Source organism: Microbacterium sp. MF43, assembly GCF_012847295.1.
GTDB lineage: Bacteria > Actinomycetota > Actinomycetes > Actinomycetales > Microbacteriaceae > Microbacterium.
The window spans coordinates 102,467-126,749 of the sequence record NZ_JABBDY010000002.1 but is presented as its reverse complement, the minus strand read 5'-3'; the positions used below and the strand labels follow the sequence as shown (position 1 = coordinate 126,749).

General features: G+C 69.6%; 23 protein-coding genes. 17 read left to right on the top strand and 6 right to left on the bottom strand.

Features of this window, described 5'->3' with window-relative positions; genetic code table 11:
- Positions 1–6: 6 nt before the first annotated feature.
- Both HF323_RS04975 and HF323_RS04970 read left to right on the top strand, forming a co-directional pair.
- Positions 7–1,065, top strand: coding sequence for a TIGR00730 family Rossman fold protein (locus HF323_RS04975; RefSeq protein WP_169581492.1), 1,059 nt, complete (start codon positions 7–9; stop codon positions 1,063–1,065).
- Between the two features lie 117 nt (positions 1,066–1,182).
- Positions 1,183–3,246: a PhoX family phosphatase gene (locus HF323_RS04970; RefSeq protein ID WP_169581491.1), complete on the top strand. Its 2,064-nt coding sequence runs from the start codon at positions 1,183–1,185 to the stop codon at positions 3,244–3,246.
- A 51-nt stretch (positions 3,247–3,297) separates the two neighbouring features.
- On the opposite strand, the gene HF323_RS04965 is transcribed toward HF323_RS04970, so the two are convergent.
- The 3 genes from HF323_RS04965 to HF323_RS04955 all read right to left on the bottom strand — a co-directional run bounded on the left by HF323_RS04965 (position 3,298) and on the right by HF323_RS04955 (position 6,312).
- Positions 3,298–3,819, bottom strand: a complete 522-nt coding sequence (locus HF323_RS04965; RefSeq protein WP_169581490.1) for a pyridoxamine 5'-phosphate oxidase family protein — start codon at positions 3,817–3,819, stop codon at positions 3,298–3,300.
- Positions 3,820–3,888: 69 nt separating this feature from the next.
- A complete protein-coding gene (locus HF323_RS04960; protein WP_169581489.1) occupies positions 3,889–4,722 on the bottom strand; it encodes a DUF1206 domain-containing protein in 834 nt (277 codons plus the stop codon).
- 45 nt (positions 4,723–4,767) lie between these two features.
- Positions 4,768–6,312, bottom strand: coding sequence for an alanine/glycine:cation symporter family protein (locus tag HF323_RS04955; protein WP_211160313.1), 1,545 nt, complete (start codon positions 6,310–6,312; stop codon positions 4,768–4,770).
- A gap of 125 nt (positions 6,313–6,437) precedes the next feature.
- On the opposite strand from HF323_RS04955, the gene nusA reads away from it, so the two are divergent.
- The 4 genes from nusA (at position 6,438) to rbfA (ending at position 11,125) form a co-directional block, all read left to right on the top strand.
- Positions 6,438–7,424 (top strand): transcription termination factor NusA, encoded by a 987-nt coding sequence (gene nusA, locus HF323_RS04950; protein ID WP_169581487.1) that lies wholly within the window; start codon positions 6,438–6,440, stop codon positions 7,422–7,424.
- A 70-nt stretch (positions 7,425–7,494) separates the two neighbouring features.
- A complete protein-coding gene (locus tag HF323_RS04945) occupies positions 7,495–7,746 on the top strand; it encodes a YlxR family protein (RefSeq protein WP_169581486.1) in 252 nt (83 codons plus the stop codon).
- Between the two features lie 114 nt (positions 7,747–7,860).
- Entirely contained in the window at positions 7,861–10,614 is a 2,754-nt protein-coding gene (gene infB, locus HF323_RS04940; RefSeq protein ID WP_169582104.1) for a translation initiation factor IF-2, read from the top strand.
- A 70-nt stretch (positions 10,615–10,684) separates the two neighbouring features.
- Positions 10,685–11,125 carry a 30S ribosome-binding factor RbfA gene (rbfA, locus tag HF323_RS04935; RefSeq protein ID WP_169581485.1) on the top strand — a complete coding sequence of 147 codons (441 nt, stop codon included), beginning with the start codon at positions 10,685–10,687 and terminating at the stop codon, positions 11,123–11,125.
- 3 nt (positions 11,126–11,128) lie between these two features.
- On the opposite strand, the gene HF323_RS04930 is transcribed toward rbfA, so the two are convergent.
- Entirely contained in the window at positions 11,129–11,995 is an 867-nt protein-coding gene (locus HF323_RS04930) for an A/G-specific adenine glycosylase (RefSeq protein WP_169581484.1), read from the bottom strand.
- A gap of 56 nt (positions 11,996–12,051) precedes the next feature.
- On the opposite strand from HF323_RS04930, the gene HF323_RS04925 reads away from it, so the two are divergent.
- Genes HF323_RS04925 through HF323_RS04915 form a run of 3 tightly spaced genes read left to right on the top strand, consistent with a single transcriptional unit; the run spans position 12,052 to position 13,987 of the window.
- On the top strand, positions 12,052–12,738 hold the full coding sequence (locus tag HF323_RS04925) for a uridine kinase (protein ID WP_169581483.1): 687 nt from the start codon (positions 12,052–12,054) through the stop codon (positions 12,736–12,738).
- On the top strand, positions 12,738–13,622 hold the full coding sequence (gene truB / locus HF323_RS04920) for a tRNA pseudouridine(55) synthase TruB (RefSeq protein ID WP_169581482.1): 885 nt from the start codon (positions 12,738–12,740) through the stop codon (positions 13,620–13,622). The genes HF323_RS04925 and truB overlap by 1 nt, the downstream gene beginning before the upstream one ends.
- The gene (locus HF323_RS04915) at positions 13,619–13,987 is read left to right on the top strand and encodes a hypothetical protein (RefSeq protein ID WP_169581481.1); all 369 of its coding nucleotides are present in this window, start codon (positions 13,619–13,621) and stop codon (positions 13,985–13,987) included. The genes truB and HF323_RS04915 overlap by 4 nt, the downstream gene beginning before the upstream one ends.
- A gap of 18 nt (positions 13,988–14,005) precedes the next feature.
- On the opposite strand, the gene HF323_RS04910 is transcribed toward HF323_RS04915, so the two are convergent.
- On the bottom strand, positions 14,006–15,886 hold the full coding sequence (locus HF323_RS04910) for an SH3 domain-containing protein (RefSeq protein WP_169581480.1): 1,881 nt from the start codon (positions 15,884–15,886) through the stop codon (positions 14,006–14,008).
- A gap of 165 nt (positions 15,887–16,051) precedes the next feature.
- Here HF323_RS04910 and HF323_RS04905 point away from each other — a divergent pair, with 165 nt between their 5' ends.
- The 6 genes from HF323_RS04905 to HF323_RS04880 all read left to right on the top strand — a co-directional run bounded on the left by HF323_RS04905 (position 16,052) and on the right by HF323_RS04880 (position 21,228).
- Positions 16,052–16,501: a hypothetical protein gene (locus tag HF323_RS04905; RefSeq protein WP_169581479.1), complete on the top strand. Its 450-nt coding sequence runs from the start codon at positions 16,052–16,054 to the stop codon at positions 16,499–16,501.
- Positions 16,498–17,472, top strand: a complete 975-nt coding sequence (locus HF323_RS04900; RefSeq protein ID WP_169581478.1) for a bifunctional riboflavin kinase/FAD synthetase — start codon at positions 16,498–16,500, stop codon at positions 17,470–17,472. Before HF323_RS04905 ends, HF323_RS04900 begins: the two co-directional genes overlap by 4 nt.
- A gap of 66 nt (positions 17,473–17,538) precedes the next feature.
- Positions 17,539–17,805: a hypothetical protein gene (locus HF323_RS04895; RefSeq protein ID WP_169581477.1), complete on the top strand. Its 267-nt coding sequence runs from the start codon at positions 17,539–17,541 to the stop codon at positions 17,803–17,805.
- Positions 17,806–17,848: 43 nt separating this feature from the next.
- Positions 17,849–18,856, top strand: a complete 1,008-nt coding sequence (gene deoC, locus HF323_RS04890; RefSeq protein WP_169581476.1) for a deoxyribose-phosphate aldolase — start codon at positions 17,849–17,851, stop codon at positions 18,854–18,856.
- Positions 18,857–18,871: 15 nt separating this feature from the next.
- The gene (locus HF323_RS04885; RefSeq protein WP_169581475.1) at positions 18,872–20,368 is read left to right on the top strand and encodes an aldehyde dehydrogenase family protein; all 1,497 of its coding nucleotides are present in this window, start codon (positions 18,872–18,874) and stop codon (positions 20,366–20,368) included.
- Positions 20,365–21,228, top strand: coding sequence for an aldehyde dehydrogenase family protein (locus HF323_RS04880; RefSeq protein ID WP_169581474.1), 864 nt, complete (start codon positions 20,365–20,367; stop codon positions 21,226–21,228). The genes HF323_RS04885 and HF323_RS04880 overlap by 4 nt, the downstream gene beginning before the upstream one ends.
- 75 nt (positions 21,229–21,303) lie before the next feature.
- On the opposite strand, the gene HF323_RS04875 is transcribed toward HF323_RS04880, so the two are convergent.
- Positions 21,304–22,020 (bottom strand): NRDE family protein, encoded by a 717-nt coding sequence (locus HF323_RS04875; RefSeq protein WP_169581473.1) that lies wholly within the window; start codon positions 22,018–22,020, stop codon positions 21,304–21,306.
- Positions 22,021–22,067: 47 nt separating this feature from the next.
- Between HF323_RS04875 and coaBC the strand changes: the two genes are divergently transcribed.
- Entirely contained in the window at positions 22,068–23,291 is a 1,224-nt protein-coding gene (gene coaBC / locus HF323_RS04870; RefSeq protein ID WP_169581472.1) for a bifunctional phosphopantothenoylcysteine decarboxylase/phosphopantothenate--cysteine ligase CoaBC, read from the top strand.
- Between the two features lie 78 nt (positions 23,292–23,369).
- Positions 23,370–24,266 carry a glycerophosphodiester phosphodiesterase family protein gene (locus tag HF323_RS04865; RefSeq protein ID WP_169581471.1) on the top strand — a complete coding sequence of 299 codons (897 nt, stop codon included), beginning with the start codon at positions 23,370–23,372 and terminating at the stop codon, positions 24,264–24,266.
- Positions 24,267–24,283: the final 17 nt, after the last annotated feature.

The window sequence follows — 24,283 nt, the reverse complement described above, 5'->3', positions numbered from 1 at the left end:
GGAGGCATGCACGATCATGCCTCCGTGTCGTCCGATGTCACCAACGACCTGCGCGGCGTCATGGCCGACGCCGGCATCACCGAGAACACCGACCTCATCGCGCGCATCCTGGCCACCGGGGTGGGACTGGGCCTGGACCGCGCGAGCAGACTCGACCTGAAGATCACGACGGCGGCGCTCGCCGAGATGCGCGCGGCCTTCCAGCACTTCGCCCCCTATGCCGGCGTGCCGAAGGTGACGATCTTCGGGTCCGCGCGCACGAAACCCGATGAGCCGGTGTACCTCGCCGCGTCGAGGGTGGCCGAGGCGCTCGCCGAGAGCGGCTGGATGGTGGTCACCGGAGCGGGGCCGGGAATCATGCAGGCGGCGGCAGAGGGGGCGGGTCCCGATCGCTCCCTCGGGGTGTCGATCCGACTCCCGTTCGAGGAGCGGCCGAACGCCGTCATCGCCGAGAACTCGCGGAACGTCGCCATGAAGTACTTCTTCACCCGCAAGCTCATGCTGGTGAAGGAGTCGCACGGATTCGTGTGCGTGCCCGGCGGATTCGGCACGTTGGACGAACTGTTCGAGCTGCTCACGCTGCAGCAGACGGGGAAGGCCGAGCCGACGCCGATCGTGCTGCTCGACAAGCCGGGCGGGTCCTTCTGGCGTGGACTGCAGCGTTTCGTCGACGATGAGCTCGCCGGATCGGGCCTCATCTCACCCGATGACTTCGATCGGCTCCTCCTCACCGACTCGGTCGAGGAGGCGGCCGCCGCCATCACCGACTTCTGGCGAAACTACGACTCGCTGCGCTGGGTGGGCGACCGCCTGGTGCTGCGCCTCAAGTCGGAGCCCAGCGACGCGGAGATCTCAGCGCTCAACGACGAGTTCGCGGGGCTCCTGTCATCCGGGCGCATCGAGCGCACCGAGGCCCTGCGGGCGGAGGCGGACGACGAGCCACGCGCCGTGTTGCCCCGACTGGTGATGCGCTTGAACCCGATGCGGGTCGGCTCGCTCTACCGGCTCATCCGGGCGATCAACCGCCTCCCGAGCGCCCCCGAAGGACCCGCCCGCGCGGCCTGAGCACGACGGCCGGATGAAGTGCTTCTCATCCGGCGGTCGCCTGTCGTTCATCTGCGATTCCCTCTGGCGTACGAGCGGGCCGTCAGGCTGGCGCGGACGCATCGCCAGGGAGGGCACATGAGCATCATCCACAACAACCGCCGGTCGCTTCCGCTCGCGGAGCACGCACGAGGCAAGCGCTCGGCGGTGACCTGCCAGCTCAAGTGCGCCAACGCCTGCATGAACCCGGAGTGCAATCCGTCCCGGAACGAGACGTTCCAGGAAGTCGCTCACGCGGCCCTCTCACGCCGGGCTCTGCTCGGACTGGGCGCCGCGGCCGCGGTATCGGTCGCGCTGGCGTCCGCCGGTGGACGCGCGCCGGTCTCGGCCGCATCGGCGTCGGGCGTCGGCGGCGCGGGTGCCTCCTTCGGACGTCCCGCGTCCGCGGGTCTCGCCTTCGAGCCCATCGCGCCCGTGGCAGCGAGCGTCGACGCCTTCACCGTGCCGGCAGGCTACGTCTGGCAGCCGATCATCCGCTGGGGCGATCCGCTGTTCGCCAACTCTCCCGTCTTCGACTTCGCCGCCCAGTCGCCCCAAGCGCAGGCGCTGCAGTTCGGCTACAACAGCGACTATCTCGACATCATCGCCGACCCGAGCGGCAAGACCGGCGTGCTCGTCAACAACCACGAGTACGTCAACCCGAACCTCATGTTCGCGCCGAGCGCCGACCCCGTCGAACTGCGTCGTCGTGGCGACATCTACAAGGCGGCTCAAGGGATGTCGGTGGTGGAGATCCGTCGCAAGCGCGTCGGCGAGCCGTGGAGCTACGTCGTGGGCGGCAAGCGCAACCGCCGCATCACCGTCGAGACCGTCTTCGAGCTGACGGGGCCCGCCGCAGGAACGGATCTCGTCAAGACGGCCACCGACCCCGAGGGACGGTGGGTGCATGGCACGCTCGGCAACTGCGCGGGCGGGACGACGCCGTGGGGAACGATCCTCTCGGGCGAGGAGAACTTCAACGGCTACTTCGCGTGGAAGGCGGAGACCGCCGGGCAGAAGCGCTACCAGTCGACCCCGTCCACATCGACGTCGACGGGATGGGAGACCTACGACCCCCGCTTCAACGCGCATGACCCCGGTTACGCCAACGAGCCGAACCGCTTCGGCTACATCGTCGAGATCGATCCTCAGGACCCCACATCCACGCCGAAGAAGCACACGGCGATGGGGCGCTTCAAGCACGAGGGCGCGAACGTCATCGTCGCCGAGGACGGCCGTGTCGTGGCGTACATGGGCGACGACGAGCGCAACGACTACCTCTACAAGTTCGTCTCGAAGAACAAACTCTCGGGCTCACGCAAGAAGAACCTGACGCTGCTGTCCGAAGGCGACCTGTTCGTCGCCAAGTTCCGGGGCAACTCGCCGCGCGGCGAGATCACCGGCACGGGCGCCCTTCCCGCCGACCAGCTCTTCGACGGCAGCGGCGAGTGGATTCCGCTGACGCGCAACGGCGAGAGCGTCGTGCCCGGCTTCACCACGGAGGAGGTGCTCGTCTTCACGCGTCTCGCGGCAGACGCGGTCGGCGCGACCAAGATGGACCGCCCGGAGGATGTCGAGCCGAGCCCCAAGACCGGAAAGGTCTACCTGGCGCTCACGAACAACTCGGCACGTTCGGTCGCGACGCTCGACGAGGCGAACCCGGTCACCGGCAACCGGTACGGCCACGTGATCGAGATGACCGAGACGGCCGGCCAGGCGGGGACGACGTTCGGCTGGAGCATCCTGCTGCTGTGCGGAGACCCGAAGGTGTTCGCGAACTCCTACTTCGCGGGGTTCCCGAAGGAGCTGGTCTCGCCGATCTCGTGCCCGGACAACGTCGCGTTCGACTCGCAGGGGAACCTGTGGGTCTCCACCGACGGAGCCCCGAGCACGATCGGTTACAACGACGGACTGTTCCTCGTCCCGCTGGAAGGGTCCGAGCGCGGCCACGTTCAGCAGTTCCTCGCGGTGCCCCGCGAGGCCGAGACGTGCGGGCCTGTCATCCACGACAGGGAGGGCCTCGTCTTCGTCGCCGTGCAGCATCCGGGAGAGAACGGGACATTCGCCGCTCCCACGTCACGCTTCCCCGACTACGGCTCGACGGCGCCCGGCGATGTGCCCAACGCTCCGCGACCCTCGGTGGTGCAGGTGTACCGCGCCTGACCGCGGAAGAACGAAGGGCGGTGCCGACGGCCCGGCACCGCCCCTCGCGGCTCAGCAGCTGACGCGGCCGTGACGCATCGTGTCGTCGGGGGAGTCCCGCGTCACGAGAGCCTTCAGCATCCCGGCGGCCGTCACCAGCTTTCCGTGCGCCGGCTCCCAGAACTCGCACTCGACAGGAGTGACGCGAAGAAGCGCGATGTCGGGGGTCTCGAGGCCGTCCTCGAACCAGATGTCGAGGTCGGGGGAGTAGAGCTCCTTCATCTTCGCGCGGTCGTGGACCACGGTGGCGCGCCCGGCGACCGAGACATACCGATGATCCTTGGCGTCGATGTAGGACAGCCCCACGTCATGCTCCGGATCGCTCTCGGCCTGAGCGACCTTCTGCGTGTGCTCGAGCGTGAAGAACCAGATGTCTCCCGCATCGTCCATCTGCCGCGTGCTCATCGGGCGGCTGATGAGGTTTCCCGAGCTGTCGCGCGTCGTCAGCATCGTGAAGTCGATGTCCTCGACCAGTTCCTTCACCCGCGCGATCGCCTCGGCGCCGCCGATCTCGTTCGGTGTTGTCTCTGCCATGCCTCGACGCTCCTCCGGGGTTGCGCGGGGCACAAGGCATTGACAGGGGACGGATGCCTCGTCCTCGCCTCACATTCTGGCGAAGCGCCCCCGGAAGACCGTGAAGAAACCGTAGGCCAGGAATCCCGCGCCGACGATCCCGACCAGCACTGGCCCGAGTGCGAGGTCGAGCAGCGCCTCGACGGCGCCGTCCAGCGCGCCCGCCGTCTCGGCATCCGTCCTGACTGCTGCGATGAGGATCAGCACCCCGACGATCACGAGGGAGATCCCCTTCGCGACGAACCCAATGACGCCCGCGATCTCGATCGATCGGCCCCGCTTGCCGTCGGGGAGGTCCATCCGCTTGTGGAAGCTGCGGAGGATGCCCATCACGACGAACGCCACGCCGCCGGCTCCCACGCCGATGCCGATCAGCGCGAGCACGATGGGGCCGCCGGGGATCTCGAGCAGGCCCCGGCTCGCGGACTCGGCGGTGGCTTCGGCGTCGGGTCGCGCGCCCAGCGCGATCGCCGCCGCGATCGTACCGAGGGCGAGGAAGACCAGGGCCTGACCCCACTCCGCCGCACGCCGCCCCCACTTGCGGGCGGCACCCTTCGCGTCGCCCGACAGGTCCACGGCGAGGATGCCCTCGGCGAGATGCCACAAGCCGAGGGCCCACAGTGCGACGGCGATCACCCACAGCAGCACGAACCCGAGGGGAGCGGCGGCGAGCGCCTTCATCGCTCCCGCCTGATCTCCCTCGGCGTCGCCACCGAAGGCGAGCACCAGCACGATCAGGCCGATCAGGATGTGGACGAGGCCGTTCGCGACGTAGCCTGCGCGTGCGAGCACCTCGAACGCCGTGCTCGACTCGGCGTCCCGCGCCGCGGCCCTCGCGGCGGCCTTGGGGCTGGGTGCCGGCATCCCGTCAGCCTAAGACGAGCGGCGCGCGATCGTCCGGGCCTTGCCTCACCGGCGTTGGCTGTGCAACCGGTCGCGATGCTTCGTCGCCTGTCGCTGCTCGAGCGTGGCGTCGATCGGCCCGGTCACGCTCAGGGCGTTCTCCCATACCGCGATCCCTCGGACGTCAGGGAGGAGGTCGCGTGTGAACAGGGGATCCCGTCCGAGCCTGCGCTGCCTCGTGTAATCACTGAGGAGGCGGAAGGCGATCCCCGACAGCAGTGCGATCGCGATGAGGTTCGTCAGCGCCATGAATCCCATGACGCCGTCCGCGAAGCTCCAGACGATGTCCGCTCCGACGACGGCGCCCACGAGCACGGCCGCGACGACGAGGATCCGATAGCCGGCGAGGACGCCGCGCCGCTCCGTGATGAACTCCACGTTCGATTCGCCGTAGTAGTAGTTGGCCAGGATCGAACTGAAGCCGAGGAGGAAGATGATCAGCGTCAGCACGACGCTGGACCACTGGCCGAGCGTGGACACGAGGGCGTTCTGGGTGAGGCTGATGCCCCGGGACGCGTTGGCCAGATCGGGTTCGGAGACGAGGATGATGAACGCGGTGATCGAGCATACGAGGAAGGTGTCGAAGTAGACGCCGAGCGTCTGCACGAGACCCTGCTTCACCGGGTGGGTCACGGCGGCCGTCGCACCGGCGTTCGGCGCGGAGCCGAGCCCGGCCTCGTTCGAGAACATCCCCCTTCGCACGCCGACCAGGACGATGTATCCGAACGTCGCTCCGACGACCTCGTTGAATCCGAAGGCCTGCGTGAAGATCTCGGCGAACGCGGTGGGAATGTAGTCGACATTGGTGGCGACGACCCCGAGGCCCAGGAGGAGATAGGCGAGCGCCATGGCGGGCACCACGGCCTGCGTCACCGAGGCGATCCGGCGGACACCGCCGAACACCACGAGCGCCGTGAGCGCCGCGAGGAAGGCTCCGACCGCCCAAGGGAGCCAGGCCGGTGCATCCGGGCCGATCGTCCCGCTGAGGGTGGCCGTGATCGTGTTCGCCTGCAGCGCGCTGAAGGCATACGGGAAGCACACGATGAGGATGACGGCGAAGAGGATGCCCATCCACCGCACCCCGAGCCCGCGCTGCATGTAGTACGCCGGGCCGCCGCGGAAGCCGTCTGCATCGCGCACCTTGAACAGCTGCGCGAGCGTCGACTCGATGAAGCTCGACGCCCCGCCGATGAACGCCATGAGCCACATCCAGAAGACCGCGCCCGGACCGCCGAGGGCGATCGCCGTCCCGACGCCGGCGATGTTCCCCACTCCCACCCGGGACGCGGCGGAGATCGTGAAGGCCTGGAAGGCCGACACCGACTGCGTCTTGCCGCCTTCTCCACGCGGCGTCCTGTCGGTCAGGGTGCGGAACATCTCCGGGATCATCCGGAACTGGACCACCCTCGATCGGATGGTGAAGTACAGGCCGAGCAGGATCACCAGGGGCAGCACGATCCAATTCCACAGATTGTCGCCCCACGTGATGAGCCATTGGTTCACAGCGTCCACGCGCTCAGTATGGCGGCGGCCTTCATCCGGCGACGCCATCCTCTTCGGGTGATCCGCGACCCCGGGGCGGACACTTCCCAGCGTCGCCGGCCGCGGCATCCGGTAACGTTAGAGGGTTCCGGCGGCTGGTTGCGCGTCGGTGAGAGCTGAATACGGAGGCCAGAGTGGACATCGATCTCGGATTGCTGCGGACCGTCGAGCGTGAGAAGGAGATTCCCTTCGACGAACTCGTCAGGATCATCGAGCAGGCGATCCTGACGGCGTATGCCAAGCACACCTCTCCCACTGGCGAACTGCCCGCCGGCGCGCGTGCCGAACTCGACCGCAAGACCGGTCATGTCGCCGTCTTCGTGCCCGTTCTCGATGACGAGGGCGCGGTCATCGGTGAGGAGGAGAGCACGCCCGAGGACTTCGGCCGCATCGCCGCGTTCGCCGCCAAGCAGGTCATCAGCCAGAGGCTCCGGGACATCGCCGACGATGCAGTGCTCGGCGAGTTCCGCGGCAAGGAAGGTGACATCGTCGCGGGCGTCGTTCAGCAGGGCCCCAATCCCCGCATGGTTCACGTCGACCTCGGCACGGTCGAGGCGATCCTTCCACCCGAGGAGCAGGTGGCAGGGGAGGAGTACCCCCACGGGTCGCGGCTTCGCGTCTACGTGACCTCGGTCTCGAAGGGCACCAAGGGCCCGCAGATCACCGTGTCGCGAACGCATCCCGGACTGGTCCGCAAGCTCTTCGCCCTCGAGGTGCCCGAGATCGCCAGCGGCCTGGTCGAGATCGTCTCGCTCGCACGCGAGGCCGGCCACCGCAGCAAGATCGCCGTCAAGGCGAACGACCCGACCATCAACGCGAAGGGCGCGTGCATCGGCGAGCTCGGCCGCCGAGTCCGTGCCGTCACCGAGGAGCTCGGCGGCGAGAAGATCGACATCGTCGACTACGACCCCGAACTCGCGAAGTTCGTCGCGAACGCGCTCTCTCCCTCGAAGGTGACGTCCAGCTTCATCCTGGATGCCTCGAGCAAGGCCGTGCGCGCGCTCGTGCCCGACTACCAGCTTTCGCTCGCCATCGGCAAGGAAGGCCAGAACGCCCGTCTGGCCGCCAAGCTCACCGGCGCGAAGATCGACATCCAGCCCGACAGCATCCTCGAGTCCTGACGCCGCTCGCCGGTCGGTCTGCGGTCTTGAAGCCGGAGGGCGCGGCGGCCACCCAGCGCGGAGGTGTAACATGGAAGCCGTACGAACGTGCGTCGGATGCCGCGCGCGTGCTCCCCGGTCCGCCCTTCTGAGGGTGGTCTCCATCGATTCCGTTCTCGTCCCCGACGAGCGAGCGTCGATGCCGGGACGAGGCGCGTGGGTGCATGAGACGCGTGAATGCGTGGATGCCGCACTGCGGCGTCGCGCGTTCGTGCGGGCATTGCGCGTGTCGGGCCCGCTTGACACGCAGACCATCGAAGAGCACATCCAGCGAAAAGGCTGAACGGCTATGGAATCAAAGTGAACGGCTCGAAATGAGACCCGTCCGCCAATAGTGTGGTCTGCCCTGTCTGGGTAGACCCCAGACAGGAGAATTGTGGCAAACGCCAAACCCCGCGTGCACGAGATCGCGTCCGAGCTCGGCGTCGACAGCAAGGTTGCCCTTGCGAAGCTCAAGGAACTCGGCGAGTTCGTGAAGAGCCCGTCGTCGACCATCGAGCCGCCCGTCGCTCGAAAGCTGCGCGCCGCCCTCGAGGCCGACGGGACCGCCAAGCCGGCCGCTGACGCGAAGCCGGCCGCCCCCGCGCGCCCCGCTGCTCGCCCCGGACCGGCCCGACCCGCCGCTCCGGCCGCGGCCCCCGCCGCTCCGGCCGCTCCCGCCGCCGCTGCGACTCCGGCCGCTGCGGCACCCGCCCCCGCGCCTGCCGCGGCGAAGGCTCCGGCCGCTCCCGCCGCTCCCGCTGCCCCCGCTGCCGAGACTTCCGCTCCGGCGACCTCCGGGCCCAAGCCCGGCGGCCCCACCCCCGGTGCTCCGCGCCCCGGCGGCGCCGCCCGTCCCGGCAACAACCCGTTCGCGTCGGCGCAGGGCATGGGACAGCGCCCAGCCGGCCCGCGACCCGGCAATAATCCCTTCGCATCTGCGCAGGGCATGGGACAGCGTCCCACCCCCGGCAACATCCCGCGTCCGCAGGCTCCCCGACCCGGCGCGCCCCGTCCCGGTGCCCCGCGCCCCGGTGGTGCGGGTCGTCCCGGCGGCGGCGGTCGTCCTGGCGCGCCCTTCCAGCAGCGTCCCGGCGGCCCCGGCCGTCCCGGCGGCGGTGGTGGCGGCTTCCAGCGTCCCGGCGCACCCGGCACGGGTGCTCCCGGTGGCTTCGCGGGTCGTCCCGGTGGAGGCGGCGGCCGTGGCCGCGGTCCCGGCGGTGGTACCGCAGGTGCTTTCGGCAAGGGCGGCGGCAAGTCCAAGCAGCGCAAGTCGCGTCGCGCGAAGCGGCAGGAATTCGAGATGCGGTCGGCTCCGGTCGTCGGCGGCGTCAACGTCCAGAAGGGCAACGGCGAGATCATCCGCCTGCGTCGCGGTGCGTCGATCGCCGACTTCGCCGACAAGCTCGAGGCGCTGAACGGCTACACCGTCCAGCCCGGCACGCTGGTGACGATCCTCTTCAACCTGGGCGAGATGGCCACGGCCACCGAGTCGCTCGACGAAGCGACGTTCGAGGTGCTCGGCGCCGAGCTGGGCTACAAGATCCAGATGGTCTCGCCCGAGGACGAGGACAAGGAGCTCCTCGAGGGCTTCGGTCTCGACCTCGAGGCCGAGCTCGAGGCGGAGAACGAGGAAGACCTCGAGATCCGTCCGCCGGTCGTGACCGTCATGGGTCACGTCGACCACGGTAAGACCCGACTGCTGGACGCCATCCGACAGACCAACGTGGTCGCGGGCGAGGCCGGCGGCATCACGCAGCACATCGGCGCGTACCAGGTGTGGACCGAGCACGACGGCATCGAGCGCGCCATCACGTTCATCGACACCCCGGGTCACGAGGCGTTCACCGCCATGCGTGCACGTGGTGCCCAGGTCACCGACATCGCGATCCTCGTGGTCGCGGCCGACGACGGCATCATGCCGCAGACGGTGGAAGCGTTGAACCACGCGCAGGCGGCGAACGTGCCGATCGTCGTGGCGGTCAACAAGGTCGACAAGCCCGAGGCGAACCCGGCCAAGGTGCGCCAGCAGCTCACCGAGTACGGGCTGGTGGCCGAGGAGTACGGCGGCGAGGTCATGTTCGTCGACGTCTCTGCACGCCAGAACACCGGCATCCAGGAGCTCCTCGACGCGGTGCTGCTCACAGCGGACGCCGGTCTCGACCTCACGGCCAACCCGAACAAGGACGCCCGCGGTGTCGCGATCGAGGCGAAGCTCGACAAGGGCCGGGGTTCGGTGGCGACGGTGCTCATCCAGTCCGGAACGCTCCGCGTCGGCGACGCGATCGTGGCGGGCACGGCCTACGGCCGCGTGCGCGCCATGATCGACGAGAACGGCGAGCCGGTCGAGGAGGCCTACCCCTCGCGTCCGGTGCAGGTGCAGGGTCTGAACTCGGTGCCGCGTGCCGGCGACACGTTCATCGTGACCGAGGAGGACCGTACGGCCCGCCAGATCGCCGAGAAGCGCGAGGCCGCCGAGCGCAACGCCCAGCTGGCGAAGGCCCGCAAGCGCATCTCGCTCGAGGACTTCACCCGCGCTCTCGAAGAGGGCAAGGTCGAGTCGCTCAACCTCATCATCAAGGGTGACGTCTCGGGTGCCGTCGAGGCGCTCGAGGAGTCGCTCCTCAAGATCGAGGTCGACGAGTCCGTGCAGCTGCGGATCATCCACCGCGGTGTGGGTGCGATCACCGAGTCCGACATCAACCTGGCCACGATCGACAACGCGATCGTGATCGGCTTCAACGTCCGCCCCGACACCAAGGCGCGCGAGCGCGCCTCGCGCGAAGGCGTGGACGTCCGGTTCTACTCGGTCATCTACAACGCGATCGACGACGTCGAGCAGTCGCTCAAGGGCCTGCTCAAGCCGGAGTACGAAGAGGTCCAGTCGGGTGTGGCCGAGATCCGCGAGGTGTTCCGCTCCTCGAAGTTCGGCAACATCGCGGGTGTCATCGTCCGCTCGGGCACGATCACCCGAAACGCCAAGGCGCGCGTCATCCGCGACGGCGTCGTCATCGCCGATGGCCTGGCCATCGAGTCGCTGCGCCGCTTCAAGGACGACGTCACCGAGGTCCGTACGGACTTCGAGGCGGGTATCGGCCTCGGCAAGTACAACGACATCCAGATCGGCGACGAGATCGAGACCACCGAGCTGGTCGAGAAGCCTCGCGGCTGATCGCAAGCGGTGAGGGGCGCCACGGTGCTGAACAGCAGCGGGCGCCCCTCACCTGTTGAAAGGAACGGACATGGCCGGCGAACGTCAGGCACGGCTGGGCGACCGCATCCGCGTGATCCTCGCCGAGCGGCTCGAGAAGGGGCTGCGCGATCCCCGATTGGGCTTCGTCACCATCACCGACGTGCGCGTGACGGGCGACCTGCAGCACGCGTCGGTGTTCTACACGGTGCTCGGCACCGCGGAGGAGCGCGAGGCGTCCGCTGCCGCTCTCCGCTCGGCGACCGGGATGCTCCGCTCCGAGGTCGGCAAGCACCTCAACGTGCGCCTCACGCCGTCGCTCGAGTTCATCCCCGATGCCATCCCCGAGAACGCCGACCACATCGCCGACCTGCTCCGCGAGGCGCGCGAGCGCGACCAGGCGGTCGCCGGCCTCGCCTCCTCGGCCACGTACGCGGGCGATCCCGACCCCTACCTCAAGCCTCGTGAGGATGAGGACGAGGACGACGTCTGATCGTCAGCCGGGCAGGCGGAGGAATCCATCGGATGCCTCGGCCAGCCCGTCCGCGATGAGCGAGTCGATCGCCCGATCCCGCTGACGCGGATCCGGCCAGTCGGGCGCGATATTGGTCAGCGGCACGGCGTGTGCCGAGGCATCCCGCAACGCCTTCAGCACCGCGCCGCGCGCCTGCCGATCGCTGCCCTCATAACGCGCCTGGCGACGTCTGTCGTCACCCGTGTCGGGATACCCGGCGGCACGCCAGGCGCATCGATCGGCCACCGGACACAGATCGCATCTGGGTGCGCGCGCCGTGCAGACGGTCGCGCCGAGTTCCATCGTGGCGGCGTTCATGACCGCGGCCGCCGCGTCGTCTTCGGGAAGGATCGCGTCCATCGCGGCGAGGTCGCGCCGCGCCGGCGCGCCCGGCTGCGCGCGCCCCTCGACCGCACGCGCGAGCACCCGTCGGGTGTTCGTGTCGACGACCGGGTGCCGGTCGCCGTAGGCGAAGACGGCCACCGCACGCGCCGTGTAGTCGCCGATTCCGGTCAGCGCGAGGAGGGCGTCGACGTCGCGGGGCACCGCACCGCCGTGGCGATCGCGGATCTCCGCCGCCGCCCGATGCAGCCACAGCGCGCGACGCGGATAGCCGAGGTTCGCCCACTGCCGCACCGCCTCGGCCGGGGCATCGGCCGCGAGCGACGGGGGCGTGGGCCACCGCTCGAGCCAGGCGTGCAGGTGCGGGATCACCCGGTTCACCGGGGTCTGCTGCAGCATGAACTCGCTGACCAGGGTGCCCCAGGCCCCGAAGCCGGGTCGCCGCCACGGCAGATCACGGGCGTTGTGGCGGTACCACGCGATGAGGGGCGTCGCGAGATCCGGCATGCGCATCAGCCTAGGCGCCGCTCGGGACGGAACCCGTGCGGCCGTAGGCTGGAGGCATGCGTCTGCCGATCACGCCCGCGACGACTCTGTGGCGCGAGCTGCGTGACGAGGTGCGTCATCAGTACCCAGGCGGGCGTGTGATCGTGGCGGTGGATGGAGTCGACGGCGCGGGAAAGTCCACGTTCGCCGACGGACTCGCAGAGGTCTTCGCCGAGGCGGGCTCCGCGGTGTACCGCGCGAGCATCGACGGGTTCCACCGCCCGCGATCGGAGCGGTACGCGCGCGGGCGTCGGAGCCCCGAGGGCTTCTATCTCGACTCGTTCGACTACCCGACGTTCCGGAGGGTGCTGATCGACCCGTTCCGCGAGGGAGCGCAGACGTCCGGTGCGACCGGATTCCAGCTCGCGGCCTTCGACGTGGCACGCGACGCGCCGATCGAGGCGCAGTGGGTGACGGCGCCCCGCGACGCCGTTCTCGTCGTCGACGGCATCTTCCTCCACCGGCCCGAGCTGCGGGATCTCTGGCACTGGTCGGTGTGGCTGGATGTCCCCGACGAAGTGGCGTGCGCACGCATGGCCATCCGCGATGGCAGCGATCCCGACCCGGCGGCGCCGTCGAACGCCCGCTACCGCGAGGGGCAGGAGATCTATCGGCGCGCGGCGCAGCCCGAACTCGCGGCATCCGCCATCGTCGACAACAGCGACCTCGCCCACCCCCGCCGCGTGTACCGGGACTTCTGCTGATGGCGGCGTCCGGCATCCTTCTCGTCGACAAGCCCGGCGGGATGACCTCCCACGACGTCGTCGCGCGCGCCCGTCGCGCGCTCGGCACCCGCAAGATCGGGCATGCCGGCACACTGGATCCGATGGCCACCGGACTCCTGCTCCTCGGAGTCGAGGGAGCCACCCGCCTGCTCACCTTCATCGTGGGCCTCGACAAGACCTACGAGGCGACCGTTCGGCTGGGCGTTGCGACAGACACCGACGACGCGGACGGCGAGACGATCTCGACCACGGATGCCTCGGCTCTCACCTCCGACGCGATCGATGCCGCGATCGGATCGCTCACCGGGCGGATCTCGCAGGTGCCGAGCACGTTCTCGGCCATCAAGGTGGAAGGGCGGCGGGCGTACGATCTGGCGCGGGCCGGTCAGGAGGTGCGCCTGAAAGCCCGCGAGGTGACGGTCTCCCGGTTCGACGTCGTTGCCGAGCGGCGTGCCGGTGGCGTCGTCGATCTGGACGTCGTCGTCGATTGCTCGAGTGGCACGTACATCCGCTCGCTCGCTCGCGACGTGGGCGCCGCACTCGGCGTGGGCGGCCATCTCACGGCGCTGCGACGGACCCGGATCGGCCCGTTCGACCTCGTGGATGCCGTCGGCGCGGACGAGATCGCGGATCGCCCGCTCCGATCGCCCGCAGACGTCGCCGCCGCAGTGCTCGGGCGCGTCGATGTCACGACCGAGGAGGCGCGCGATCTCCGCCACGGCAAGCGGCTGACCGGCGCGGCGTCGCGGCTTCCGGCGGATCCGGCGGCGGCGATCGACCCGGACGGGTCGCTGGTCGGCGTGGTGGGCGCCCGCGGCACCGATATCAAGAGCGTGATGAACATGCCCGAGGAGGCACGATGATCCTGTGGTTCACGATCGTCGAAATGGCCGTCGCCGTCGCCGCAGGAGTGCTGTGCATCGTGGCTGGTCTCGCGGGCCGGCGCCCGAGTGACCTGACCGTGGGCTCGCTCGCGCTGCTCGAGCTCTTGCTGATCGCCCAGATCGTCGTCGCCGTCGTCGCGCCGTTCGCGGGCAATCCGCCGACGGGGAGCGTGCTCGAGTTCTGGGTCTACCTGGTCTCCGCGGCGCTCCTGCCCATCGCGGGCGTCGGCTGGGCCCTCCTCGAACGCAGTCGGTGGAGCACCGTCATCATGGGCGTCGCCGCTCTCGCGGTCGCGGTCATGGTGTGGCGCATGCAGGTGATCTGGACGATCCAGGTCGCCTGATCGGCGCGTCCCGACGCGTCAGCGCTTGACGAGATAGGCGGAGTGCACCCAGCCGGTCTTGCCGGCGTAGCTCACCTTGCGCCAGACGTCGCGCGATTCGAGCACCACGCCTACGTCGGCGCCCAAGCCGATGATGAGGATGCTCGACGCCGTGGTGGACGGGCTCTCCCGAAGGTGAAGCGCCGCCGTCGTCACGTAGCTCGGGGCAACGACGATGCCGCCGCGCTGAACCCAGCCGGTCGTGCCGTTGTAGGTGACCTTCGCCCACGACCCGGAGATGGCCTGGATGATGCCGACGTTCGTACCGGCCGGAATGATGGGCAGGACGGCGCCGGTGCTGGAGGCGGTGGCGCGGAACGCCAGCGCCACGGTCGACACGTAGGTCGTGACCGGTGCCGGTGCGGGCGCGGGTGCCGTGGTGGTGAGTCCGGACTGCTGAACCCAGCCAATGGTGCCGTTGTAGGTGATCTTGGCCCACGAGCCGGAGGCCGCCTGGATGGCGCCGACTTTCGCGCCGGCGGGGATCGTGGGCAGGACGGCGCCGGTGCTGGAGGCGGTGGCGCGGAACGCGAGTGCGACCTTCGCGTAGTACGTCGGTGCTGGTGCTGGTGCTGGTGCTGGTGCGGGTGCGGGTGCGGTGGTGGTGAGTCCGGTCTGCTGGACCCAGCCGGTGGTGCCGTTGTGAGTGATCTTGGCCCACGAGCCGGAGGTGGCCTGGATGGCGCCGACTTTCGCACCGATCGGGATGGTGGGCAGGACGGCGCCGGTGCTGGAGGCGGTGGCGCGGAAGGCGAGTGCGACCTTCGCGTAGTACGTCGGTGCTGGTGCTGGTGCTGGTGCTGGTGCTGGTGCTGGTGCGGGTGCGGGTGCGGGTGCGGTGGTGGTGAGTCCGGTCTGCTGGACCCAGCCGGTGGTGCCGTTGTGAGTGATCTTGGCCCACGAGCCGGAGGTGGCCTGGATGGCGCCGACTTTTGCGCCGGCGGGGATGGAAGGCAGGACGGCGCCGGTGCTGGAGGCGGTGGCGCGGAAGGCGAGTGCGACCTTCGCGTAGTAGGTGACGGTCGCCGCCGGTGCGGCGGGCTTGGTGGGCGACACGAGGGAAGCCGACACCCACCCCGCCTGCGTCCCGACCTTCACGGGAATGAACCCCGAGGTGATGAGTCCCGGCACGTGGACCACCGCGGTGCCCTGCGGCAGCAGTCGGATGGCGGGATAAGTCGTCGAAGCGCCGGTACGCAGGTTCACCCCGCCGACGGTGTAGTAGGTGCATGTTGCCGGCGTGGGCTTCGCCGTCACCGCGTACGACGAGGTGTACAGGTTCACGCCCTTGGCCTGCAGGAAGCGAGCCGCATCGATCGCGACCGAACCGGTCGGGGTCGACTGCCAGAGTTCGAGGTGAAGGTGGTTGCCGGACGAGGCCCCGCTGCTCCCCACCTCGCTGATGTGCTGGCCCGCGGTAACCGTCTGACCGACCTTCACACGAGTTGTCGCGTTCCAGACGTGCATGTACACCGAGGTGTACTGCACGCCGCCGATGAGGTGCCGCACCTTCACATACCCCTCGGTCGACGAGGTTCCGTGCACCGTGGCGGTGACGACTCCGGCGGCGATCGCGTAGATCGGCGCTCCACCCTTCGCGCCCAGGTCGACGCCGCGGTGCACGGTCGGGCCGTACTGCACCGGGATGCAGCGAGGGCCGAAGTACGACGTCACGGCATACGACTTCGCGGCGAGCGGCAGCCGGAATGTCGTCGCGACCGGGGTCGTGGCCGTTCCCACAGCAGTGGGGGCCGCCGCGAGAGGCGCGGCCGTCAGCGACGCGGCGGCGGGAGTGGCCAGCCCCAGGATGAGCGCGGCGGTCACGGTTCCGGCCGCGAAGATGGTGCGGATCGATCGCATGGTGTGCGCCTCGTGGTGGTGTGTGGGGACAGAAGGTGCGGTCGGGGGCCCGTCCTGTGAATGTTGGCACTTAACGGTGTGTCTGTCTACTGCTGTGACTCATGTGGTCTATGAGAATCCAGTTCGCGAAAGCCGCGGTCCGCACGCAACTAGGATTGAGGCGCCATGAGTTCGCCTGCACGTCCACGCCGCCGCATGACCGGAATCGGGCGAGTGCTCGTGATCGTCTACGGGATCATGGCGCTCGCCGCGACCGGCCGATCGTTCGTCCAGATCGTCGAGCGCTTCGACGAGGCACCCGTCGCCTACACGCTCTCGGCGCTGTCCGCCGTCGTGTACATCGTCGCCACTCTCGCGCTCGTGTTCGCGGGATCGCGGGGCTGGTACATCGTCGCGTGGATCGCGATCGCCTTCGAGCTCGTGGGCGTGCTCCTCGTCGGGACCCTGAGCTTCATCGCGCCGGAGCTCTTCGCACACCCGAGCGTGTGGTCGTGGTTCGGCGTCGGCTACCTCTTCGTTCCGCTCGTCCTGCCTTTCCTCGGGCTCTGGTGGCTCGTGACGCACCGCCCGTCGGAACATGCGTCCGCTGAGGCTGCCGCAGCGGTGGCGTCGTGAAGGTCTTCCGGGCTCCGGGCGAGGTACCGGCCGGCTTCGGCCCGTCGGTGGTCGTCATCGGCAAGTTCGACGGAGTCCACTCCGGCCACCGCGCGGTGATCGCCAAGGCGCGGGTGGATGCCGCCGCAGCCGGTGCTCGCGTGGTCGCGGTGACCTTCGACCGCAACCCCCTCGCGCTCCTTCGCCCCGACATCTGCCCTGACAGTCTGGTCGGCGTCGAGCAGAAACTCCGACTGCTCGCGGAGGCGGGCGTGGACGCCACGCTGGTGCTCACCTTCGACCGCGCGCTCGCCGATCTCGACGCGAGATCCTTCGTCGAACACGTGCTCGTCGGGGCGCTCGGCGTGCAGATCGTGATGGTGGGCAGCGACTTCCGCTTCGGCCGCGGCGGGGCCGGCACACCCGACCTTCTCGCCCATCTCGGGCGGGACTTCGGCTTCGATGTCGACGTGGTGGATGATGTGCGCGCGATCGAGGCCGGGCGCCGTGTGTCGTCGACGTGGGTACGAGAACTGCTCACCGACGGTGACGTCGCCGGGGCCGCCCGGCTGCTCGGCCGTGCCCACGCCGTGCGGGGAGAGGTCGTGCACGGCCTCAAGCGAGGACGCGAGCTCGGCTTCCCGACCGCCAACCTCGCGGCCGACCTGGAGGGATTCATCCCCGCGGAGGGCGTCTACGCAGGGTGGCTCGTCGACGAAGGGCCGCCCCCCGCCGATCACGCCGGCGAGCCCAGGCGCAGCATCCGCTACCCGGCCGCCATCAGCATCGGCACGAACCCGACCTTCGACGATGTCCATGCCCGCCAGGTGGAGGCGTACGTCCTCGACGAGACCGACCTCGACCTGTACGGCCACACCGTCGAGATCGAATTCGTGGCCCGCATCCGCGGCATGGTCGCCTTCGACGGCATCCAGCCGCTCATCGCCCAGATGACGGACGACGTGGCGAACGTGCGCGCCGAGCTGTCCTGACGCCAGCCGCGCCATCGTGGTCCCGACCCGTAGACCGGTGCGGGCCGCAGAGCCTACGATCGAGGCGTGCACCCGCTCGACATCCTCGCGCGAGGGGGCCCGCCCGCCGGCCGCCTCGCGCCCGGGGTAGGCTTGACGTTCGCGTCCAGGCAGACGGCCGCAGCGATCGCGGTCATCCCGGCGGCGATCGTGCTCGCACTCGACGACAGCGGGTTCGCCATCACGAGCCTCAGTATCGCCTTCGCGGTGGTTGTGGGGACCGGCGTGTTCGTCCGGCTGAAGCACTCGCGCACCGTGGTCGCCCTTGGTGCCACGACGCGTGCGACCGGGTGAGGCATCCTCGCCCTCGCCCAGACCACAAGACAGAGGGAGAACCATGAGCCGCACCGAACTCCAGACGCTGCCCGAGCGGGCCGTCGCGCTGCTCGGCGGGGAACCCGACGACACGACGCTGCGCCGCTACCTGCATGGACTTGCGGGAGTCGATGCCGTGGGCCTCGAGCAGCGCGCGGCGGGTCTCGGCACCCGCTCCATCAAGACCTCGTCCAAAGCGTGGGCGCTCGACAAGATCATCGAGCTCATCGACCTGACGACCCTCGAGGGCGCCGACACCCCCGGCAAGGTGAGGTCACTCGTCGCAAAGGCATTGAACCCGGATGCGTCGGACCCGACGTGCCCGCGCGTGGCTGCCGTCTGCGTGTACGGCGACATGGTGCCCTACGCCGTCGACGCGCTCGGCGCGGCGCACGGAGACCCCGACGACGGTCAAGTGAGCGTCGCGGCAGTGGCCACCGCCTTCCCGAGCGGACGCTCATCGCTCGAGATCAAGCTCGCCGACACCGCGGAGGCGGTGGCGAACGGCGCGGACGAGATCGACATGGTGATCGACCGCGGCGCGTTCCTCTCCGGCCGCTACGGGATGGTCTTCGATCAGATCGCCCGGGTCAAGGAGGCGTGCCGTCGTGAGGACGGCACCTACGCATCCCTCAAAGTGATCCTCGAGACCGGCGAGCTCAACACGTATGACAACATCAAGCGGGCGTCCTGGCTGTCGATCCTGGCTGGGGGCGACTTCATCAAGACCTCGACGGGCAAGGTTCAGCCGGCCGCGACGCTCCCGACGACCCTGCTCATGCTCGAGGTCGTGCGCGACTGGCATCGCGCGACCGGCGAGAAGGTCGGCGTCAAGCCAGCCGGCGGCATCCGTACCTCCAAAGACGCCATCAAGTACCTCGTGACCGTCGCCGAGACCGTCGGCGAGGAATGGCTCCAGCCGCACCTGTTCCGCTACGGCGCGTCGAGCCTCCTCAACGACGTGCTCCTGCAGAGGCAGAAGCTCAAGAGCGGCCACTACTCCGGCACCGACTACGTGACGATCGACTGAGAACCTGGACAAGACATGAGTTTCCTCGAGTACGCCCCCGCGCCCGAGTCGCGCGCGATCCTCAAGCTCCGTGACGAGTACGGGCTCTTCATCGGCGGCGAGTTCCGGCCCGGACGCGGCCAGTCCTTCGCCACCATCTCGCCCGCGGACGAGACGCATATCGCTACGATCGCCTCGGCCGACGACGCGGACGTCGACGATGCCGTGGCCGCCGCCCGCCGCGCCTACGAGAAGACGTGGTCGAAGATGAGCGGCCGCGACCGCGGCAAGTACCTGTTCCGGATCGCGCGCCTCGTGCAGGAGCGCGCCCGCGAGCTGGCGGTCGCCGAGAGCCTCGACAACGGCAAGCCCATCAAGGAGAGCCGCGATGTCGATGTGCCCCTCGTGGCGGCCTGGTTCTTCTACTACGCGGGCTGGGCCGACAAGCTCGACTACGCCGGACTCGGACCGGACCCGCGCTCGCTGGGCGTGGCCGGCCAGGTCATCCCGTGGAACTTCCCGCTGCTCATGCTCGCGTGGAAGATCGCGCCGGCCCTCGCCGCGGGCAACACCGTCGTGCTGAAGCCCGCCGAGACCACGCCGCTTTCGGCGCTGATCTTCGCGGAGATCCTCCAGCAGGCCGACCTTCCTCCCGGCGTCGTCAACATCGTCACCGGCGCCGGGGCGACCGGCGCGGCGGTGGTCCGGCATCCCGACGTGAACAAGGTCGCCTTCACGGGATCCACCGGCGTCGGCCGCGAGATCGCGAAGGCCGTCGCGGGCACCGACAAGAAGCTCACGCTGGAGCTGGGCGGCAAAGCCGCGAACATCGTGTTCGAGGACGCGCCCATCGATCAGGCGATCGAGGGCATCGTCAACGGGATCTTCTTCAACCAGGGGCACGTGTGCTGCGCGGGCAGCCGACTCCTGGTGCAGGAGTCGATTCACGACGAGGTCGTCGACCGCCTGAAGAACCGGCTCTCCACGCTGCGCCTGGGCGACCCGCTCGACAAGAACACCGACATCGGCGCCATCAACTCCCGCGAACAGCTCGATCGCATCCGCGAGCTGAGCCGCATCGGAGAGGAGGAGGGAGCCGAGCGCTGGAGCGCGGACTGCGTCATCCCCGACAGCGGGTTCTGGTTCGCGCCGACGATCTTCACGAACGTGCAGGCCAGCCACCGCATCGCGCGCGACGAGATCTTCGGCCCCGTGCTCTCGGTGCTCACGTTCCGCACGCCCGCCGAGGCGATCGAGAAGGCCAACAACACCCCCTATGGCCTGTCGGCGGGAATCTGGACCGACAAGGGCTCGCGCATCCTGGCCGTCGCCGACCGCCTTCGCGCCGGCGTGGTGTGGGCGAACACGTTCAACCGCTTCGACCCGGCCAGTCCCTTCGGCGGGTACAAGGAGTCCGGCTACGGCCGTGAGGGCGGCCGCCACGGCCTGGCCGCCTACCTGAAGAGCGGTTCCGCCTCGGTCGGCGGACGCCGCGTCGAAGCCCGCCGCGCCAAGAAGGAGGTCTCGGCATGAGCTCGCGACTGACCGTCCCCAAGACGTACAAGCTCTACATCGGCGGCGGGTTCCCGCGCAGCGAGTCCGGCCGGACGTACGAGGTCGTCACGCCCAAGGGCGACTTCCTCGCCAACGCTGCGCTCGCCTCGCGGAAAGACGCTCGCGACGCCGTCGTGGCGGCGCGCGGCGCCGTCAAGGGCTGGGCGGGGGCGACCGCCTACAACCGCGGGCAGGTGCTCTACCGCGTCGCGGAGCTGCTCGAGGGGCGTCGCGCTCAATTCGTGGACGAGATCGTCCAGCAGACCGGTGCCTCGGTGGGTGCCGCGACGGCCGAGGTCGACGAGGCCATCGACCGATGGGTCTGGTACGCCGGATGGTGCGACAAGTTCGCGCAGGTCGCGGGCAACGGCAATCCGGTGGCGGGGCCGTACTTCAACATCTCGGTCCCAGAGCCCACCGGCGTGGTCGCGGTCATCGCTCCTCAGGACACCGCACTCGTCGGGCTCGTGTCTGCCGTGGCGCCTGCGCTCGTCTCGGGCAACTCCGTCGTGGTCGTCGCTTCGGAGCGCTTCCCGCTCTCGGCGATCAGCCTCGCCGAAGTCCTCGCGACCTCCGATGTGCCCGGCGGGGTCGTCAATGTCCTCACCGGGTCGCCGGCCGAGCTCGCCCCGTGGCTGGCGTCGCACCCCGACGTGCACGGACTCGATCTCGTGGGTGCGGGCGACCTCGAGTGGGTCGATCTGCAGATCGCCGCCGCCCAGACGCTCACCCGCGTGCTTCCGCCCGAGCAGGGTCCGGATGCCGCATCCCCGAGCGTCGAGCGCATCGCTGCGTTCACCGAGACGAAGACGGTCTGGCACACGAAGAGCCTGGTGTAGCGCCGGAGCGTTTCGTCTCGCCGCGCTCGCTCAACGACCCTGGGGTGCGGGTGCGCAGCGACGAGACGCTGCGCCTCAGGCGAGATCGAGCCCGCCCCAGCGCCCGGGCTCCGTCAGCTCTCCGTAGTGCACGTCCACGCCGTCGCGCGAGACCGACGCGACACACGCCAGCAGCGACAGCGTCGGATAGCCCAGCGGCCGATTGTCGCGGATGATCGCCCGGTCATCGGTCGGCTCGAGGTCTGCGGAGCGGCGGAGCACCTCGACCCACGGCACCCACCATCGCGGCCCTTCATCGGGCGTCGTGCGGCGGAACTCGTCGAGCCATCGCTCGATGCGGGGCGTCGCGAGGTCGTCGACGTCGTCGTGCGCGATCATGTGCGTGCCCGGGTCGAGCATCGTCGAGCGCAGGTGCTCACCGTCCCACGTCAGGACTCTTGCGCCGGCGGGATCCACCTCCACCAGGTTGAAGCCGTGCGTGGGCGGCTCACCAGCGGGAGAACGACCCGCGACGGAGTCCAGCACGATCCCGCCGCGCGAGACCAGCTCGGACTCGGGCCGTGCGGAGGCATCCGCTCTGTTCAGCAGCACGGCGAGGCGGCGAGATTCGGGGTCCGCGGCCAGCCACGCGCCGCCTGCCCGGACGTCGCGCACCCCGACCACGCCGTCGTGCGGTTCCGGCCACCACCGGCCGAGCCGGTTCCACGGGCGTTCCGGGTCCTCGTCGCGGATCGCGAGCACGCGCGTGGGCTCGCCCGCCGACGCCGGGACGCGGATCACCACGGTGCACATCGAGAGGTCTCCTGCCTGCCGGGATCCGGTCGTGCCAAGATCGGATGGTGTTCGTCGTCGTCGGAGTCACGGGCGGGATCGCCGCCTACAAGACCGTGCATCTCGTGCGCCTCCTCGTGAAAGAGGGACACGAGGTCCATGTCGTGCCGACCGAAGACGCCGTGCGCTTCGTCGGTCTGCCGACGTGGGAGGCCATCAGCCGCAATCCCGTCACGACCTCCGTCCACGACGACGTCGCCCGCGTCCGTCACGTCGCCCTCGGCCAAGCGGCCGACCTGGTCATCGTGGCGCCCGCGACCGCGAACACACTGGCGAAGATGGCGACCGGACTGGCGGACGATCTCCTCGGGACGACCCTACTCGCCACCACGGCCCCGGTCGTCGTGGCGCCCGCGATGCACACCGAGATGTGGCGCCACCCCGCGACCGTCGCCAACATCGCCACGCTCCGCGGCCGGGGGATCCTCATGGTCGGCCCGGAAGACGGGGCGCTCACCGGTGGCGACAGCGGTCCCGGCCGCATGTCGGAGCCCGAGGACATCTTCGCGGCCGCTCTCGCAGTCGTCGCGCCACGACGAGATCTCGAGGGTCTCCGGGTGCTTGTGACGGCGGGAGGCACGCGCGAGCCGATCGATCCGGTGCGCTACATCGGCAACCGTTCGAGCGGCAAGCAGGGCATCGCGCTCGCGCTGGCGGCGGCAGACCGAGGCGCGGACGTCGTGCTCGTCGCCGCCCACGTGGATGAGGGGGTGCTCGCCGAGGCATCCGCTCACCCGCTCGTCGATGTCGTCCGTGCCGGCACGGCCGCCGAACTCTCGGAAGCGGTCATGCAGGCCGCCGCCCCGGCGCAGGTCGTCGTGATGGCAGCGGCCGTCGCCGACTACCGCGTCGCGGAGGTCTCCGAGGCGAAGCTCGCGAAGGAGGCGGCCGGGGGCCCGGGCATCACGCTGCACCTGATCGAGAACGACGACATCCTCGCCGGGCTGGTGCGGTCGCGAGCCGACGGGCAGACCGTCGTGGGCTTCGCTGCCGAGACGGCGCAGTCCGGCGAGACGGCTCTCGATCGCGGCCGACGGAAGGCTGCGCGAAAGGGTGCGGATCTGCTCGCCGTCAACCAGGTGGGCTGGGAGCAGGGGTTCGAGTCGGACCGCAACGAGATCACGCTGCTGGACGCGCGCGGCGAGGTCGTCTCGATGGCCGGCGGCAGCAAGCGCGAGGTCGCCGACGCGCTGTGGGACACGGTCAGGCAGATCCGGTCCGCGAAAAAGTAACGAAAGCGTAACGACGCATGTAGAGTGGGCGCACCGTGTCGATGGGGACGCGGTGAACGACCCCGGAGGACATGCCCGATGCCCGACGCTGCGGCATCCGATCGCGCCCGCGACCGGACCCACGCTCTGCTCGTCGTCTGCGTGCTCGCCCTCGCGAGCCTCGTCATCGCGTTCCTCGGGGCGAGCCCGGCGAGGGTGAGCGCGACCGAACTGCTGGGCGATCCGCGGACGCCGGGAGACGCCGCATTCATCGCCAGTCATCGCGGCGGGGCGGCGAGCGCACCCGAGAACACCCTCCCCGCAGTGTCCGCTGCGCTCGCGGGCGGCTTCGACTATGTGGAAGTCGACGTCGCGCTGACGGCGGACGGCCATCCCGTCCTGATGCACGACCCGAAGGTGGATCGCACGACGAACGGCAGCGGGCGCCTGGCCGAGTTGACGCTCGCTCAGGTGCGCACGCTGGACGCCGGCTCGTGGTTCGACGCGTCCTTCGCCGGGACGCAGGTTCCCACGCTCGCCGAGTTCCTCGACCTCCTGGCCGACACCGACGGTCGCGCGATCATCGAGCTGAAGGGCGTGTGGGATGCCGCAGCCGTCGATCAGGCCATGAGCGACATCGCCGCGCGCACGCTCGAGCGGAGGGTCGCCTTGGCCAGCTTCGATGCGCGCACGCTCGCGCTGTGCGCCTCGCGCAACGAGGTCGTCTCGCGGCTGCTGATCCTCAAGCACCTTCCGCGGGACGTCGTCACAGCCGTCGAGGAGGCGGGGGTCCGGGGTGTCATCGTCAATCGAAAGGCGGTGCTGGCCAAGCCCGAGGTCGTCGACCAGCTCCACGCCGCGGGAGCGCGCGTCGTGGTCTACACGCTGAACCGGGACGTCCAGTGGGACGCGGTCACGTCCCTCGGTGTCGACGGGATCGTGACGGACGACCCGCTGACGCTGTCGGAGTGGCAGCGCGTCTCCGCGGGGGAGTGAGGGCGTCACTCGGCGCG

What these genes read in the sequence shown, in the direction of transcription:
- HF323_RS04910 (WP_169581480.1), bottom strand. Translation starts at nt 15,886, where the DNA reads ATGCGATCGATCCGCACCATCTTCGCGGCCGGAACCGTGACCGCCGCG.
- HF323_RS04925 (WP_169581483.1), top strand. Translation starts at nt 12,052, where the DNA reads ATGCGTCTGCCGATCACGCCCGCGACGACTCTGTGGCGCGAGCTGCGT.
- rbfA (WP_169581485.1), top strand. Translation starts at nt 10,685, where the DNA reads ATGGCCGGCGAACGTCAGGCACGGCTGGGCGACCGCATCCGCGTGATC.
- HF323_RS04865 (WP_169581471.1), top strand. Translation starts at nt 23,370, where the DNA reads ATGCCCGACGCTGCGGCATCCGATCGCGCCCGCGACCGGACCCACGCT.
- truB (WP_169581482.1), top strand. Translation starts at nt 12,738, where the DNA reads ATGGCGGCGTCCGGCATCCTTCTCGTCGACAAGCCCGGCGGGATGACC.
- deoC (WP_169581476.1), top strand. Translation starts at nt 17,849, where the DNA reads ATGAGCCGCACCGAACTCCAGACGCTGCCCGAGCGGGCCGTCGCGCTG.
- HF323_RS04965 (WP_169581490.1), bottom strand. Translation starts at nt 3,819, where the DNA reads ATGGCAGAGACAACACCGAACGAGATCGGCGGCGCCGAGGCGATCGCG.
- HF323_RS04945 (WP_169581486.1), top strand. Translation starts at nt 7,495, where the DNA reads ATGGAAGCCGTACGAACGTGCGTCGGATGCCGCGCGCGTGCTCCCCGG.
- HF323_RS04875 (WP_169581473.1), bottom strand. Translation starts at nt 22,020, where the DNA reads ATGTGCACCGTGGTGATCCGCGTCCCGGCGTCGGCGGGCGAGCCCACG.
- HF323_RS04975 (WP_169581492.1), top strand. Translation starts at nt 7, where the DNA reads ATGCACGATCATGCCTCCGTGTCGTCCGATGTCACCAACGACCTGCGC.
- HF323_RS04885 (WP_169581475.1), top strand. Translation starts at nt 18,872, where the DNA reads ATGAGTTTCCTCGAGTACGCCCCCGCGCCCGAGTCGCGCGCGATCCTC.
- HF323_RS04880 (WP_169581474.1), top strand. Translation starts at nt 20,365, where the DNA reads ATGAGCTCGCGACTGACCGTCCCCAAGACGTACAAGCTCTACATCGGC.
- HF323_RS04930 (WP_169581484.1), bottom strand. Translation starts at nt 11,995, where the DNA reads ATGCCGGATCTCGCGACGCCCCTCATCGCGTGGTACCGCCACAACGCC.
- HF323_RS04905 (WP_169581479.1), top strand. Translation starts at nt 16,052, where the DNA reads ATGAGTTCGCCTGCACGTCCACGCCGCCGCATGACCGGAATCGGGCGA.
- HF323_RS04955 (WP_211160313.1), bottom strand. Translation starts at nt 6,312, where the DNA reads ATGGCGTCGCCGGATGAAGGCCGCCGCCATACTGAGCGCGTGGACGCT.
- HF323_RS04915 (WP_169581481.1), top strand. Translation starts at nt 13,619, where the DNA reads ATGATCCTGTGGTTCACGATCGTCGAAATGGCCGTCGCCGTCGCCGCA.
- HF323_RS04960 (WP_169581489.1), bottom strand. Translation starts at nt 4,722, where the DNA reads ATGCCGGCACCCAGCCCCAAGGCCGCCGCGAGGGCCGCGGCGCGGGAC.
- HF323_RS04970 (WP_169581491.1), top strand. Translation starts at nt 1,183, where the DNA reads ATGAGCATCATCCACAACAACCGCCGGTCGCTTCCGCTCGCGGAGCAC.